Source organism: Paraburkholderia sp. BR13439 (assembly GCF_040948805.1).
GTDB lineage: Bacteria > Pseudomonadota > Gammaproteobacteria > Burkholderiales > Burkholderiaceae > Paraburkholderia > Paraburkholderia youngii.
This window is the reverse complement of the sequence record NZ_JBFPKN010000034.1, coordinates 38,718-54,670: the sequence shown is the minus strand read 5'-3', so window position 1 is coordinate 54,670 and position 15,953 is coordinate 38,718. Positions and strand designations below refer to the sequence as shown.

The window sequence follows — 15,953 nt, the reverse complement described above, 5'->3', positions numbered from 1 at the left end:
CGGCTGCACCACATCCTGGACAACCTCGACTTCGTCCGTCATGTACACCTGTCCATTTAAAATTTGAATGGACATGATCGTCGGGCGGCACGACTTGCCGATCAAGATGACTTCGCCGGGTGCTTACGATAGTCGCCTCTTTGGTTCTCGTCAGTAGACGATCTTCGGCTCTCCCGATGGAGTCCAGTTCGCATGAGGCGAACGAGCCCCGCGCTCCGCTCGCGGATTGCTCCCGCAGTAATAGATGCGCGCCGTGACGCGCAGACGGGGGCTGCGCTCGATTGCCCCGCCTCTACTCAGTTGTAGCCGAGAATTGCAGCACGCGAGACATCGGCCCGTTCATTCACAACGCTCACCAGCATCGATGTCGGACTTTGCAACAACGAAGCATAGGGAGAAATCTGCTTCCCTTTGACAGGTAGCGTAGACACCGGTCTCGACCGAGTCGGCTCGGCCACTTCGTTTAGCAAAATTACGTGTTTGAGTTGCTGATTGGACTGAAAAGCCGGCACAGCAGCATCGTCACATGGTGTTGCGCCGATAAAGTTATGTGTGTTCATCCAATCGTAGTGTGAATTCCTGAACGCCCATACCCAATGTCGTTGCGGTCCCACGCCGTTCGCGCTCTACTTCTTCTTTTGCGGCGGCAGATCCGTACAAACGCCTTCGTACAGTTCCGCGGCCATCCCGATCGATTCGCCGAGCGTCGGGTGCGGATGGATCGTCTTGCCGATATCCGTCGCGTCGGCCCCCATCTCGATCGCGAGGCACACTTCGCTGATCAGGTCGCCCGCATTAAGACCGACGATGCCGCCGCCGATCACGCGATGCGTTTCTTCGTCGAAGATCAGCTTCGTGAAGCCCTCATCGCGACCATTCGCGATCGCGCGGCCCGACGCGGCCCACGGGAACACTGCCTTGCCGTACTTGATGCCTTCGGCCTTGCACTGGTCTTCCGTCTTGCCCGCCCATGCCACTTCCGGATCGGTGTAAGCCACCGACGGAATCTGCATCGCGTCGAAGTACGCCTTCTCGCCATGCGCCGCTTCCGCCGCGACGTGGCCTTCGTGCACGGCCTTGTGCGCGAGCATCGGCTGGCCGACGACATCGCCGATCGCGAAAATATGTGGCACGTTGGTGCGCATCTGCTTGTCGACGTCGATGAAGCCGCGATCCGTCACGGCCACGCCTGCCTTGTCCGCGCCGATCTTCTTGCCGTTCGGGCTGCGGCCCACGGCGACCAGCACGAGGTCGTAGCGTTGCGGCTCGGCAGACGCCTTCTCGCCTTTAAACGTCACGTAGATGCCGTCCGGCTTCGCTTCCGCGCCCGTCGTCCTGGTCTTCAGCATCACGTTGCCGAAACGCTTGCTGTTGAACTTCTCCCAGACCTTCACGAGATCGCGGTCCGCGCCCGCCATCAGGCCATCGAGCATTTCGACGACGTCGATCTGCGCGCCGAGCGTCGCGTACACCGTCGCCATTTCGAGACCGATGATGCCGCCGCCGATCACGAGCATGCGCTTCGGCAGTTGGCGCAACTCCAGCGCACCCGTCGAATCGACGACGCGCGGATCTTCCGGAATGAACGGCAGCTTCACGGCTTGCGAACCCGCCGCGATGATCGCCTGCTTGAACCTGACGACCTTCTTGTCGTTTTCGCCCTGCACTTCCATGTGATACGGATCGACGAACGCGCCGAGGCCCGTGAGGACTTCGACCTTGCGCGCCTTCGCCATCCCCGCGAGACCGCCCGTCAGTTTCTTGACGACGCCCGACTTGAAGTCGCGCAGTTTGTCGAGATCGATCTGCGGCTTGCCGAACGTGATGCCGTGCGAGCCGAGCGCTTCTGCTTCGTCGATCACGAGCGCCGTGTGCAGCAGCGCCTTCGACGGAATGCAGCCGACGTTCAGACACACGCCGCCGAGCGTCGAATAGCGTTCGACGAGCACCGTCTTCATGCCGAGATCGGCCGAGCGGAATGCCGCCGAGTAGCCGCCGGGACCGGCGCCGAGCACGAGCATGTCGCATTCGACGTCGACGGAACCCGAATAGCTGCCGGCTTGCGGCGTCGCGGTTTTCGAACCGTCGGCGGCCTTCGGTGCTTCCGCTACCTTGGGCCCCTTCGGTGCTTCCGCCTTCGGACCCGGCGCGGCCGCAACTTCCGACGTCTCGACCAGAGCGATTACCGTGCCCCGCGAAGCCTTGTCGCCAGCCTTGATCTTTACTTCCGTGACGGTGCCCGCAACATTGCTGGGCACTTCCATCGTGGCCTTGTCCGACTCGAGCGACAACAGCGTCTGCTCCTTCTCGATAACGTCGCCGACCTTGATGTTGACTTCGATGACCTCGATGTCCCTGAAGTCACCGATGTCGGGCACTTTTACATCGATAAGCGTCATTTGTTAGTTTCTTCTTTGCGTTTGTGCCGGGGCTTGTCGCCGGTCAAAGCGATACCCGTCGATAGTCGGCCAGAATCGTGGCTAGATAGGCATTGAAGCGTCCGGCTTCCGCGCCATCAATGACGCGGTGATCCCACGAAAGCGACAGGGGCAGGATGAGGCGCGGTACGAACTGTTTTCCGTCCCACACGGGCTTCGTGGCGCTGCGCGACAGGCCGAGAATGGCGACTTCAGGCGCGTTGATAATCGGCGTGAAGTGCGTGCCGCCGATACCGCCCAGCGACGAGATCGAGAAGCAGCCGCCCTGCATCTGGTCCGGCTTCAGCTTGCCTTCGCGCGCGAGCTTCGACAGTTCCGTCATCTCCTTCGCGATATCGACTAGGCCCTTCTTGTCCGCGTCGCGAATCACCGGAACGACGAGGCCGTTCGGCGTGTCGGCGGCAAAACCGATGTGGTAGAACTGCTTGTAGACAATGTTGTCGCCGTCAAGGCTCGCGTTGAACGCCGGGAACTTTTTCAGCGCCGCGACACAGGCCTTGATGACGAACGCGAGCGTCGTGAATTTCACGCCCGCCTGCTCATTTTCCTTGTTCAGTTGCACGCGCAGCGCTTCGAGCTCGGTAATATCCGCTTCGTCGTTGTTCGTGACGTGCGGGATCATGACCCAGTTGCGATGCAGGTTCGCACCCGAAATCTTCTTGATGCGGGAAAGCGGTTGCGTATCGACCGGCCCGAACTTCGTGAAGTCGAGCTTCGGCCAAGGAAGCAGGTTCAGACCCGCGCCTCCCACGGCCGCCGGGGCTGCTGCAGCAGCGGGCGCCGCCAGTCGACCCGTCATCACGCCCTTCACAAACGCCGTAACGTCGTCCTGCGTGATGCGACCCTTCGGGCCCGAGCCCACAATCCTAGCCACTTCCACGCCGAGATCCCGCGCCAGCTTGCGCACTGAGGGCGAAGCATGGCTCGACATCCGAACGTCCTTCTGCGCGACTACAGCCGCTGGCGCAGGCGCGGAGGGACGGCTTGCCGGTTCAAGCAGTTCATTCACAATGGGTGAACCGTCATAAAGCCCGAGCTTCGCCACGGGACCCGCCTCAGCGGTGACCACCTCGGCCACCGCGCCGTGCGGCTCCATGAGCAGGATGACCGAGCCTTCCGACACCGTATCTCCGATCTTGAGCTTTACTTCCCGAACGACGCCGCCAAGAGGACTGGGCACATCCATGGTGGCCTTGTCCGACTCCAGCGTAACCAGCGATTGCTCTTCCTGTATTACATCACCGGGAGCCACCAGCACCTCGATGACGGGCACGCCATTGTAGTCGCCAATGTCAGGCACCTTAATCTCTCTTACATGCACTTCAGTAATCTCCCAATCGCGCTCCAAAGCGAGAGCAACAATCATCGCGTAGTATTTCGCTCCGGCCGGAACAGGCAGCGGACACGTGGATGCCCGAAGCCCTAGTCATATCGAACTACCGGTCGAGGTCGCCCGAATTCATCAGCATGTCCGTCAGTCCCGCGCCAGCCCGTACCATAGGCCAGACGTTCTCGGACGGATCAATGGCGAAGTCCATGAATACCGTACGCTGCTTCATGGCAAGTGCTTCACGCAGCACCGGCTCGACATCGCATGGTCGCTCGATGCGAAAGCCGACATGCCCGTAAGCGCGGGCGAGCGCGATAAAGTCAGGCAACGCGTCCATGTACGAGTGAGAGTAACGGTCACGATAATTCACATGCTGCAGTTGCCTTACCATACCGAGGAAGCCGTTGTTAAGCGAAACGATTTTGACGCCGATGTCGTACTGCTTACAGGTCGACAACTCCTGGATGCACATCTGGATCGAACCGTCCCCGGTGATTGTGACCACGTCCGCGTCCGGAAGCGCCCGTTTGACGCCCATTGCGTAGGGCAGTCCGACACCCATGGTTCCAAGCCCGCCTGAGTTGATCCATCGACGCGGTTTGTCGAATCCATACAACTGCGCGGCCCACATCTGGTGCTGCCCGACATCCGAACAGATATAGGCATCGCCTCCGGTAGCTTCCCAAAGCCGTTGGATAACAAACTGAGGCTTGATCACATCGGCGTCCGGCTCGTAGGCGAGGCAGCGCTTCGCACGCCAGGCCTCGATCTCTCTCCACCAGTCGTTGCGATTTCCGTCATTGATCCGCTGTGCCCGGAGCTGCTCCAGTATCGCGCGCACTGAGGTCCTCACATCTCCTACGATCGGTATGTCAACCTGCACCCGCTTATCTATGGACGCGGGGTCGATATCGACATGGATAATCGTCCTGCCACCGGAGCGGAAGTCCCCGGTATTTCCAACCACCCGATCGTCGAATCTCGCACCGAACGCAATCAGCACGTCGCAATGCTGCATGGCCATGTTGGCTTCGTATGTGCCATGCAGCCCTGGCATCCCGAGGCACCGCCTGTCTGAAGCGGGAAAGGCGCCGAGCGCCATCAACGTGTTCGTCACCGGCGCATCAAGTCGCCGCACGAGTTCCCCAATCTCCTCGCTTGCTGCCGACGCGACCGCTCCGCCGCCAACCAGAATGCATGGCCTGCGTGAGCGTGCGAGCGCTTCGGCGGCTCGACGCACCTGTCCCGCGTGAGGATCCGTGCGTGGACGGTAGGACCGTAGCTCAATGGATTCAGGTATGCACAACGGCGTCCTCGCCTGAAGTACATCTTTGGGAATATCCACCAGTACGGGGCCTGGGCGTCCGGTGCGGGCAACATGGAACGCGCTTTTTAGCGTCTTCGCCAGTTGCGAGACGTCCAGCACCAGAAAGTTATGCTTGACGATCGACCTGGTGATCCCGACAGCATCACACTCCTGGAACGCGTCGGTTCCAATAGCGTGTGTGGGCACGTTACCGGAGATCACCACCAGCGGGATCGAATCGAAATAGGCGGTCGCAATGCCCGTCACCGCGTTCGTCACGCCCGGCCCCGACGTCACCAGCGCTACGCCGACCTTTCCCGTTGCGCGCGCGAAACCATCTGCCGCGTGCACGGCGGCCTGTTCATGGCGAACCAGCAAATGGGTGATATCGATGGATTCCTGAAGCACGTCGTAGAGTGGCAGGACGGCGCCCCCTGGGTACCCCCAAACCGCATCAACACCCTCTGCGCGCAAGACGGACATGACCACCTGTGCTCCCGACGCGTGGCCATCCGTGCCCGAATTGCCCGAAGGACCGGCTTTCGCAACCTGTTGCATCTCTGAACCCGCAATTTTCATTTTTGGCTCCGCATGGTGCGGATCACCGTTGCCACGGCGGGGCCCGTTGACCATCATGCTTGCCATAGCGATCAACGGCCTGTTTGACGACCTCATCCGGGATTGCGCCGTCGTCCGCGAGCGCTTTCAGCGCAGCAATCGCGATCGAATACCGGTCGACTTCGAAGAAGGCTCGCAATGCCGCACGGGTATCACTGCGTCCAAAGCCATCGGTGCCGAGTGTCACGTAGCGCCGCGGCACATACGCACGAATGAGTTCCGGCACAGCACGCACATAGTCTGTTGCTGCGACCACGGGCCCCCGAGTGGGAGACAACACAGACGTCACATACGGAGCGGGACCGCGATCCTCATTGAACAAACGATCGGTGCGTTCGGCTGCGACACCGTCCCGTTGCAGCTCGGTATAGCTGGTGACGCTCCAGATAGAAGCTTCGATGCTCCAGTCTTCCTTCAGCAAGCGCGCAGCGGCCTGCACTTCGCCCAGAATCGCCCCCGAACCGAGCAACTGGACCTGTGTCCGACCGACGGATGTCGCGTCGAGCGGATACATACCCTTGAGCACACCTTCACGCACGCCCTCGACGGGTGCACCCGGAAGCGAAGGCTGGGCGTAGTTCTCGTTCGTCACCGTCAGGTAATAAAACACATCGCGCTGACGTTCGATCATTTCGCCCATGCCTTCGTCGACGATCATGGCTACCTCGTACGCGAATGCCGGATCATAGGCTCGGCAGTTCGGTACCGTTGAAGCCGCCAAATGGCTCGTGCCGTCCTGATGCTGCAAACCCTCGCCACCGAGCGTCGTTTTGCCCGCCGTCGCACCGATCAGAAAGCCGCGCGCTCGCTGATCAGCAGCAGCCCAGATCAGATCGCCGATGCGCTGGAAACCGAACATCGAGTAGTAGATGTAGAACGGCAGCATGGGCAGGTCGTGCACGCTGTATGAAGTTGCCGCCGCAACCCAAGACGACACAGCGCCGGCCTCCGAAATGCCTTCTTCCAGTATCTGTCCGCCAGTGTCTTCCCGGTAGTACAGCATCGAACCCATGTCTTCGGGCTCGTACAGTTGCCCGAGCGGCGAATAGATCCCAACCTGCCGGAACAGATTCGCCATGCCGAACGTGCGTGCCTCGTCGGCAACCACAGGGACAATGCGAGGACCGAGCGACGGGTCCTTCAGAAGGCTTCCGAGCATCCGCACGAACGCCATCGTGGTTGACATCTCCTTGCCGCTGGCTTCCAGCGCGAATTGCCCCCAGGCCGACAGTGCCGGCACAGGCAGCGTTTGCGACGCGGCTCTCCTTCTGCGGGGCAGATATCCGCCAAGCGCTTCGCGCCGGGCATGCAGGTACCGCATTTCCGGACTGTTGTCCGCCGGCCTGTAGAACCGCAGCTGTTCGACCTCCTCGTCGGAAATGGGTAAGCGAAACCGGTCGCGAAACGCTTTCAGCTGTTCGATGTCGAGTTTCTTCTGCTGATGCGTAGTCATCCGGCCCTGGCCAATCGAGCCCATGCCGAAGCCCTTCATTGTCTTCGCGAGAATGACAGTGGGTTGACCACCATGCTTCAGTGCCTTGTCGTACGCCGCATACAGCTTCCGTACGTCATGTCCGCCGCGGCGCAGACGGTCGATGTCATCGTTGCTCAGATGCGCGGCGAGCGCAGCCAGTTCCTCGTTCTGTCCAAAGAAGCGCTCACGGTTGTAGGCGCCGTCATTGGCCGAAAAGGTCTGAAACTGTCCATCGACGGTATGCGCAAACGCGCGCAACAAGGCGCCAGTGCGATCGCGTGCGAAAAGCGCATCCCAGTCGGAACCCCAAACCACCTTGATGACGTTCCAGCCCGCGCCCGTGAATTGCGCTTCGAGTTCGTCGATGATGCGGCCGTTACTTCGCACGGGGCCGTCAAGTCGCTGCAGATTGCAGTTGATCACGAAAACGAGATTGTCGAGCCCTTCGCGGGCCGCAAGAGACAAGGCCCCAATCGATTCGGGCTCGTCCATCTCGCCGTCCCCGAAGAACCCCCAGACCTTTTGCCCTTCCGTTTGGCGCAACCCACGGTTCTGCAGATAGCGCATGAAACGCGCCTGGTAAATCGAGTTGATCGGTCCGATGCCCATCGAACCCGTTGGAAACTGCCAGAAGTCGGGCATCAGCCAGGGATGCGGATACGAACACAGGCCCGGGCCTGCAATCTCGCGACGGTAATGCTCCAGATGCTGCTCGCTCAGAAAACCTTCCAGGTATGCGCGCGCATACACGCCCGGTGACGAGTGGGGCTGGAAATAGACGAGGTCACCTCCATGCGTATCATTGGCACCACGAAAGAAGTGGTTGAACCCCACCTCAAAGAGATCCGCTGCCGACGCGTAGCTCGCAATATGTCCCCCGAGTTCGCCGTAAGCGCGGTTCGCCCGCACCACCATCGCGAGCGCATTCCAGCGTAGTGCAGCTGCGAGTCGCTCTTCCATATCGACGTCACCTGGAAACGGCGGCTGCTGGTCGACCGGAATGGTGTTCGTATAGGGTGTGACATTCGCACGTGCCGTTGCAATACCGCTCGACAAGGCGTGCGCCGCCAGACGGTCGAAGAGATACTGGGCGCGCTCGAGCCCGACATGCTCCACCACGCCGTCGAGTGCGGCGATCCACTCGGCAGTCTCCTGCGGATCGTTGTCGATACGGGTTTGAGCGAGGGCGAGAACCGGTTTGGCACCGCTCGATAAATCGGTCATGGTGACTCCATGCTGAACAGTGAGATTCGTGAGATTTGAGACTCATGCATGTCGAACGAGACAGTTCGACGGCGTGAGAAGAGCTTATCCAACTGTTCACAAAATGTGCGTCTCTTTTGCTGGTAGTTTTCGCTTCAGATAGGGTATAAATTCTGGGAACGCAGTCTCACGTGAGATTTCCATACTATGACGTCCGAAACAAAGCTTCCAACCCGCCGGTTGGATCGAACCGACATCGCGATCCTGCGGCAGTTGCAGGACAATGCGCGTATCACAAACGCCGAGCTCGCACGCGCTGTTAACCTCTCTCCAACTCCCTGCTTCAATCGCGTGCGCACACTCGAAAAGCTCGGTCTGTTCCGGCAGCACGTCACCCTCCTCGACGCAAGCGCACTCGGGTTGCGTATCAATGTCTTCATTCAGGTCAGGCTCGAGCAACAGGTAGAAGACGCACTGCGCCGCTTCGAGAGGGAGATCACCGATCGGCCCGAGGTGATGGAGTGCTATCTGATGACGGGCGATGCCGATTATCTGCTGCGGGTTGTCGTGCCTGACATGCAAAGCCTTGAGCACGTCATCGTTCAATGGTTGACGAAAATACCCGGCGTGTCGAACATCCGCTCCAGCTTTGCGCTTAAGCAGGTGCGGTACAAGACAGCGTTGCCTTTACCGACTGTTGGCCTCACGTTGCCGAGTGGCGAGGAAACGCCTCAGGAATGGACTTGAGGGGCAGTAGCCAACGTCTAACGTTGGCACTGGTAACGCCCTTGTGCCGACAAGTAGCCGACCGGGCAGACAGATAATGCAGAAGCCGAAAATGCCCCGTCGTCCACGGCCGCGTCATCCCCGCCAGATCGCGAACTATGGATTTGCGTCGAACTCAGTCCCTGAACACTAATACCTTCAGACCGGTATTAGACGATGCGAACTCGCCGCCTTTTTACCCTGTCGCGCCGCGGCGAGATTGGCCAACATTGCACTGCTCTTCAGAGAACCGCCCGATCTCCCCGATTTGAGGTCAAGCCGAGCTGACTAGAATTTATGACGAAGCCCGAGGCGCATAACGAGCTGGCTGTTGCCCGAGGAAACACCGTAAGCACCGGGTACATATGCGAAATCCAGCACTGAACCTGTTGCATCTCCTCCGACGTGCTGATAGGCCCCCTGAAGATAAACATCGGTTCGCTTTGAAATGTTGTAGTCGCCCATCAACCCGACTGTTTGATAGTTCGGGTGGAAGGTGCCCGCCGCCGTGTTCATCGTCGCATGTGTATACGTGTACATCGCGCCAACATAGAACGCTGGCGTGAACTGGTACTTGCCATTGATTTCGAAGTTCTGGAAGCGGAGGTCCGAAGCGGGACCGCTAACAGGTGTAATAGCGCCCACATAGCCGGAGTTCACCGGATTCTTCACATCCACGTTTGAGTAAGCGAAGCCGAACGTGGCGCTTCCAACATAGTAGTTAATACCTGCACCGAAAATGCGAAGCCGGTCACCCACAAAATTCTCATCGCCGCCGTTGTTGATCGCACCGGTTGCAGTTGAAGACGGGTTATTAGCCTGCAAATAAGACGCCGCGAACAGAAAGCTTCCAGTGGCGTATTGCGCACCTAGGCTGTATTGGCGATTGTTAGCGAAGTTGGTGTCGTTAGAGAAACTATAAGTGCCGCCAAACTGGAAGCCCCCGAGATTCGGACTGGTGTATTTCGCCGTATTATTGACACGGAACGTACCATCCGTATTATCGTTGTCGTATGGGTGAGAAAACAGATAACCCGCCCAGTTTCCATTTGCCGTCGTCAACGAGAAGTAATCGACAACAGAGTCATACTGTCGACCAAAGGTAAGCTTGCCATAAGTCGAACTTGACAGTCCCACGTATGCCTGACGTCCGAACATCAGGCCGCCCTGGCCAAGCTTTCCATTGTTGACGTTGAAGCCGTTTTCAATCTGAAACACTGCGCTCAATTGACCGCCAAGATCCTCACTACCTTTCAGACCCCAACGACTGCCTTGAACATAGCCGCTTTGAAGTTCGTAAGCCTTGCTTCCTGACGCATTGTTCGTGAAGTCGAATCCCTCGTCGAACAGACCGTACAAGGTAACCGACCCTTGTGCATAAGCGGAAGCTCCTACGACCGTCACAACTGACGCAACAAGCAATTTCATCTTCATTTAAATGTCTCCAAATCAGAAAACGACGTTATTTTATTTGCATACCTAATTGCTATTTAGTCACTTTTTAAGCCTTCGCACGTTACAGCCTCAATCTCATCGCAATTTTCCCGGCTCCGTTAGTGGTGGCACGAACCACTCCTCTGTCGCCTGCCCTATCGATCCTCGCGTCAGAATATCGTGCTTACAGGTTGTTCGACTGTTCCGGAAAACTGTCAGTTCGTGCCTATAGCGACGTGGATTCCGGCAAACTTCTCTTGAAAATTATGTCGCCCTATTTATGCAACAACTGGCTGAGGAATTGCTTCGCGCGTAGGTGTGTCGGGCTCCGGAAGAACGTCTCTGGATCTGCGCACTCGATGATCTCACCTGCGTCCATGAACACTACCCGGTCCGCCACCTCGCGCGCAAAACCCATTTCATGGGTCACACAGATCATCGTCATGCCGTCACTTGCTAGGCCCGTCATGACGTCCAGTACCTCCTTGATCATTTCCGGGTCAAGCGCGGACGTGGGTTCGTCGAACAGCATGATTTTTGGCTTCATGCAGAGAGCACGCGCGATCGCAACGCGCTGCTGTTGCCCTCCCGACAACTGCGCCGGGAATTTCTTTGCCTGATCCGGTATCCGTACACGCTGCAAATTTTCCATTGCAACCGATTCTGCCTCTTCCCTTGACACCTTTCGTGCTCGTCTCAAGGCCAAGGTGCAGTTATCCAGTACGTTCATGTGTGGGAACAGGTTAAACTGCTGAAACACCATGCCAACGTCGCGACGCAACGCGGCCAATCCTTTCATGCGCGCGTGCATCTCCACGCCGTTGACATTGATTCGTCCCTCTTGGTGGGTCTCCAACTGATTGATGCATCGGATCAAGGTTGACTTGCCGGACCCGGAGGGGCCGCAGATAACGATTTTTTCGCCAAATTCCACCTCCAGACTCACTTCTCGCAGAACCTCGAAGTTGCCATACCATTTTGAGACCTTCTCCATTTCGACAGCAATTGGAGACGCTTGTGCGCAAACACTCGCAGTGGCGAGTGGGCGCGTCAATTGGGATGCCATGTCGTCCTCCACAACAACTTTATACGATGTACTACTGCTTTTGTGATCTGCTCACCGCGGCACAGCGCCAATCCCGAGAGATCGTTCTACGCGCGCAACCAGGCCAACGGCGATGAGCGCCAGTGCCAAGAACAGAATCCCCGCAACGAGCATTGGTTCAGCATAACGGTAGGTATCGGAAGCCACGTCCAATGCGCTGCCGAGCATTTCGGGAACCGCAATCACCGAAAGGTAGGGCGTCGATTTCAGGATTGCAATTGAATAGGCACCAAGGGGAGCGGCGACATTTCGCAACATCTGCGGCGCAATCACGAAAGCGATGGTGTCCCACCAGCTGAGTCCGAGGCTCTTTGCGCCTTCGGACTGTCCAACGGGGACAGCATCTATGCCAGCCTTGAACACTTCGGCCATATATCCTGAGTAGTAGAAACTCAGACCAAAAACCCCGACGAACAACGCCGGCAGCGTGACTCCATAGTAGGGCAGAACAAAAAACAGAAAGTAAATCTGAACGAGCGCAGGTGTAGACCGGATTGCATCGATGATGAACTGGATGACGGGACGGACCACATTGCTCGAGCGGCGCAACATCTCCCAGACAAAACCAAGTGTAAGCGCACCAATGAAGCTAAGGATTGCTACAAGGAGAGTGTTGCCGACTCCCTCCAGTACCCGCGGTATGATTCGCAACGCGAAAGCAAGATCGAAGTTCATGTTCTCCCCCGCCGACTTCCGTGTGACTTCTCAAGGTAGCGCCCGAAGATGGTCACTGGATAGCAGAGCGCCAGATAAGCAAGCAGAAGGCTCGAGTAGATCAACAAGGGATCGTAGCTCAACTGCGCGATTTCCTTAGCGCGAAACGTCATGTCCGCCAACGTAATAAGTGATACCAATGCAGTTCCCTTGATCAACTGAATTAAATCATTGATAAAGGCCGGTATCATCGCCCTGATTGCCTGCGGCAACTCGATGAGAAAGAGTGCTTCGACCCGGCTCAAGCCCAAAGCGAGACCCGCTTCGCATTGCCCACGCGGAAGCGACTGCAATGCGGCACGGACAGACTGGCTACTGTAGGCGCCCGAATTCAACCCGAGGACGAGTGCGCCTACCGTCACGCCAGACAAGTAGATACCAAATGCCGGTAGCGTGTAGTAGAAAGCATAGAGGAGCACAATAACTGGCGAACTCCTCCAGAATTCGATGACGAAGGTGATGGCCTTGCGAGTAAAGCCGCTCGAAAAGTTCTGAAGGATTCCTCCAAGCAGGGCAAACGGTATCGCATATAGGAGACCAAGGATGGTAACGGTCGCAGTGACCCCAAACCCTTTATAGATCCCCAGCATGACATTGGGAAAATTCATTTGCCCTCCTGGAGTATCCGGGTCACTGGTTTATCGAAAATCGTCGCCACAGATCTTTTTTGCAGTCATATCGCTGGGTGCGATCTCAGAATCGCTGAAACCGTATTTAGCAAAGATCTTTTTGACCGTCCCGTCGGCCTTTATTTTGGCGAGACTTTCGTTATAGGTGTCCCGCAGCTTTGCATCTTCTGGCCGGAAAGCGATTGCCGCGTAGTTCGCTACCTGCTGTCCATTTATCACCAGACCGGTAAAAGGCATCGCCCGCTCGAGCTTGTTACCGACGTTAGGATCCTTGAGTACATTAATTACAGTGGAGCTGGACTCAGTATCCGCGTCAATGCGCCCTGCCAGCAATGCGCCGACGGAAGACTCGACGTCCTTCAGCAAAAGTATCCGGTCTTTTGGAATGCCCGCGGAGATGGCATGTTCGACAGCCGAGCTTCCGCGCCCGCCCGCCATGCGGACCGCCGGACTTTTCGCGACATCGGCGTAGCTATGAATATTGAGCGGGTTACCTTTCTTCACGAGAAGGGCATCACCGATTGCCAAATCAGGATTGCTAAAAATCACCTGTTTGCAACGTGGCGGTGTGATTGCCAATCCTGATGCGACGGCGTCAATACGGCGCGAGAGCAGGCTGGGAATAAGCGCATCGAAGTCCACGATTACAAAGTCAACTTTCTTCACGCCGAGCGGCCCAAGCACCGCCCGGATCATGTCGGGGCCGACTCCGGCAACGCTGCCATCGGCATTCCGGTATCCCCAGGGAACCTGGTTGTGGATGCCAATCGTGATTTCTCCATCGTGAAGAACCTTGTCTTCGGTGGATTCCGCTCTAGCAACTGTAACACCCGTGCTGACCACTGTCACGGCCGCTGCCAGAACAAGCGCCACCCGTTTGCTCAACGCTGAGATTCTCATAACTGTCTCCTTTCCTTTTGTTGATATGGTGAGTATACTGGGTATATCAGGTATGTCAAGATGCCAAGCTGATGGCAATACCGGTACTTACCCGGTAGACCGCGTGAACAGACCAAGACTGGAGACTTCTTTGTCTTTGTACGAGAGCGTGCGCGAGGAGATCCTCAGACGCATCAGGAATGGAACTTACGTTCGCGAATCGCCGATCCCGTCGGCGGCGACGCTGAGCGCAGAGTTCGGCGTCAGTCCTATCACCATCAGACGTGCCGTTCGGGACTTGCAGGCAGCGGGCGCCCTCGCCGCGATCCCAGGCAAAGGTACTTACGTGAAGACGCCTCAGCGCATCTTGCGGCAACTCGATCTGCGTATGTCCTCGCTGCACAGCGCAGACATACGCTTGATTTCCGTTACGCGGGAAAAGATCTGCGATCCATCGATGATGGCAATTGAACCGCCCGATCAAGTGATGCTCTGCGTAAGAAAGGTGATATACGACGGAGACATCCCATTCCTATATGACGCCAGCTATCTTTCATCACATATCGAGGACGACATCCTGGAGGAGTTTGGCAAAAACTATATTGTGGATGCCCTGAGAAGTCGTGGGATCAACATTATCAATACGCGAATTGTTGCTGAAGCTGCCCCAGCTTCGGCAACGGTCGGCGAAATTTTCTCGGTCCCAATCGGTTATCCGATGCTTCGTCGTGTGTACAGGATGGCGACGAGCGACGCCGGAGTCACGATCTACGGCGTCGTCCAGGCGCCCTTTGACCGTCTCGCCTGCTACGTTAATTTTCCGTCTCAAGGTATGGAGATTAAATAATGAATGCACTGCAACTCGAAATCCCGCGCGCCTTCCGCCCGCCTGCACCGGCCGTCCCGGAAGCCGAAATGCAACAACGGCTGTCGAACATCCGCCGCGAGATGGTAAAGGCAAAAATTGACGTGATTGTTCTTACGGACAAGAAGAACGTCGACTACTTTACCGACTACCAGGAACTTTCTTGGGATCACAAGGCACGTCCCATTTTTGCCGCCATCTCCCTCGCGGACTTCGCGCTCTTCGGCAGTCTCGGGGAAGCCCGGACAGTCGAGCTCAGGCCCCGCCTCTTTGCTCCGGTGTACTACAACGGCTATCTGGACGAGGCGGTCAGCGCTGTCGCGGAATGGATCAAAGGCGGGACCGCTACCAGCCCCCCTCATATCGCGGTGGACTATGGCCAGGACATGTTCGGGCGGGGGTCCCTCGGGCTGATCGAAGAGCTCAGATCTCTTGATGCGCAAGGTTGCGTCAAAAGCGCTGCAGATACTATCTGGCAGGTTCGACTGATCAAGTCCAGATTCGAGGCAGAGATGAATCGCACGGCCTACGAAATCGTCGACACCGCGTTCAATCAGGCGATCAAAAATGCCTATATCGGCATGACGGAATATGAGCTTTATTACCTCATGCAGGCGCAAATCTACCTCAACGGCGCGGAAAGCGCCGAACCGATTGCGATGCTGTTCTCGAGGGGCGATTTCGCATACGCACGCACGGCGAAGGAACGGAGGCTTGAGGAAGGACACTACGTCTGGACCGACTTCCGGGCGACGTACGGAGGGTATCCCGCGGATTGCAACCGGATCGCACGCGCCGGTGAGCCCGCTGACTGGGAAATCCGTACTTACGGGGCCGTGCGATCCCTGACACTGGATCTTGCAGGTCAGATCCGGCCTGGAATGACCTGTTCGGACGTCTACAGACTATTCGACCAGATGTGGCGTAGTGCCGATCTCGGGACGGTGTACAGCGCGGTCTCGCGGATAGGACATGGTGGAGGGATGGACGTAACCGAGCCGCCCTCTCTGTCCGCAGCAGACATGACGGTCATCGAACCGGGAATGGTTCTGCATATCGAACCGAAACTCGAACGTGACGGCGCAGTGTTCCAGTTCGAGGAGGTCGTGTTCGTCACCGAATCTGGCGTTGAGTTTCTGAGCGCGCTATCACCCGCAACCCTTCCGGTGATTCGCTAAGCCATTGCTATTTTA

General features: G+C 57.5%; 13 protein-coding genes. 3 read left to right on the top strand and 10 right to left on the bottom strand.

Annotation, left to right across the window (positions count from 1 at the left end):
• Positions 1 to 296: 296 nt before the first annotated feature.
• The 5 genes from AB3X96_RS38130 to mdeB all read right to left on the bottom strand — a co-directional run bounded on the left by AB3X96_RS38130 (position 297) and on the right by mdeB (position 8,390).
• Positions 297 to 560: a hypothetical protein gene (locus tag AB3X96_RS38130; protein ID WP_368593812.1), complete on the bottom strand. Its 264-nt coding sequence runs from the start codon at positions 558 to 560 to the stop codon at positions 297 to 299.
• A 66-nt stretch (positions 561 to 626) separates the two neighbouring features.
• On the bottom strand, positions 627 to 2,399 hold the full coding sequence (lpdA, locus tag AB3X96_RS38125) for a dihydrolipoyl dehydrogenase (protein ID WP_368593811.1): 1,773 nt from the start codon (positions 2,397 to 2,399) through the stop codon (positions 627 to 629).
• A 43-nt stretch (positions 2,400 to 2,442) separates the two neighbouring features.
• Positions 2,443 to 3,804: a dihydrolipoyllysine-residue acetyltransferase gene (aceF, locus tag AB3X96_RS38120; protein WP_368593810.1), complete on the bottom strand. Its 1,362-nt coding sequence runs from the start codon at positions 3,802 to 3,804 to the stop codon at positions 2,443 to 2,445.
• Between the two features lie 70 nt (positions 3,805 to 3,874).
• Positions 3,875 to 5,632: a biosynthetic-type acetolactate synthase large subunit gene (gene ilvB / locus AB3X96_RS38115; protein ID WP_368593813.1), complete on the bottom strand. Its 1,758-nt coding sequence runs from the start codon at positions 5,630 to 5,632 to the stop codon at positions 3,875 to 3,877.
• Between the two features lie 43 nt (positions 5,633 to 5,675).
• The gene (mdeB, locus tag AB3X96_RS38110; protein ID WP_368593809.1) at positions 5,676 to 8,390 is read right to left on the bottom strand and encodes an alpha-ketoglutarate dehydrogenase; all 2,715 of its coding nucleotides are present in this window, start codon (positions 8,388 to 8,390) and stop codon (positions 5,676 to 5,678) included.
• Positions 8,391 to 8,576: 186 nt separating this feature from the next.
• On the opposite strand from mdeB, the gene AB3X96_RS38105 reads away from it, so the two are divergent.
• Positions 8,577 to 9,116 carry an Lrp/AsnC family transcriptional regulator gene (locus tag AB3X96_RS38105; RefSeq protein WP_368593808.1) on the top strand — a complete coding sequence of 180 codons (540 nt, stop codon included), beginning with the start codon at positions 8,577 to 8,579 and terminating at the stop codon, positions 9,114 to 9,116.
• Between the two features lie 306 nt (positions 9,117 to 9,422).
• Here AB3X96_RS38105 and AB3X96_RS38100 read toward each other — a convergent pair whose 3' ends face one another.
• The 5 genes from AB3X96_RS38100 to ehuB all read right to left on the bottom strand — a co-directional run bounded on the left by AB3X96_RS38100 (position 9,423) and on the right by ehuB (position 13,916).
• Positions 9,423 to 10,568 carry a porin gene (locus tag AB3X96_RS38100; RefSeq protein WP_368593807.1) on the bottom strand — a complete coding sequence of 382 codons (1,146 nt, stop codon included), beginning with the start codon at positions 10,566 to 10,568 and terminating at the stop codon, positions 9,423 to 9,425.
• 274 nt (positions 10,569 to 10,842) lie between these two features.
• Positions 10,843 to 11,634, bottom strand: coding sequence for an amino acid ABC transporter ATP-binding protein (locus tag AB3X96_RS38095; protein ID WP_368593806.1), 792 nt, complete (start codon positions 11,632 to 11,634; stop codon positions 10,843 to 10,845).
• 51 nt (positions 11,635 to 11,685) lie between these two features.
• Positions 11,686 to 12,348, bottom strand: a complete 663-nt coding sequence (locus AB3X96_RS38090; RefSeq protein WP_368593805.1) for an amino acid ABC transporter permease — start codon at positions 12,346 to 12,348, stop codon at positions 11,686 to 11,688.
• Positions 12,345 to 12,995 (bottom strand): amino acid ABC transporter permease, encoded by a 651-nt coding sequence (locus AB3X96_RS38085; protein ID WP_368593804.1) that lies wholly within the window; start codon positions 12,993 to 12,995, stop codon positions 12,345 to 12,347. Before AB3X96_RS38085 ends, AB3X96_RS38090 begins: the two co-directional genes overlap by 4 nt.
• A 30-nt stretch (positions 12,996 to 13,025) precedes the next feature.
• Positions 13,026 to 13,916: an ectoine/hydroxyectoine ABC transporter substrate-binding protein EhuB gene (gene ehuB / locus AB3X96_RS38080; protein WP_368593803.1), complete on the bottom strand. Its 891-nt coding sequence runs from the start codon at positions 13,914 to 13,916 to the stop codon at positions 13,026 to 13,028.
• 130 nt (positions 13,917 to 14,046) lie between these two features.
• Here ehuB and AB3X96_RS38075 point away from each other — a divergent pair, with 130 nt between their 5' ends.
• Complete coding sequence (locus AB3X96_RS38075) at positions 14,047 to 14,742, top strand: GntR family transcriptional regulator (RefSeq protein WP_368593802.1); 696 nt, start codon at positions 14,047 to 14,049, stop codon at positions 14,740 to 14,742.
• Entirely contained in the window at positions 14,742 to 15,938 is a 1,197-nt protein-coding gene (locus tag AB3X96_RS38070; protein WP_368593801.1) for a M24 family metallopeptidase, read from the top strand. Before AB3X96_RS38075 ends, AB3X96_RS38070 begins: the two co-directional genes overlap by 1 nt.
• The last annotated feature ends 15 nt before the right edge of the window (positions 15,939 to 15,953 follow it).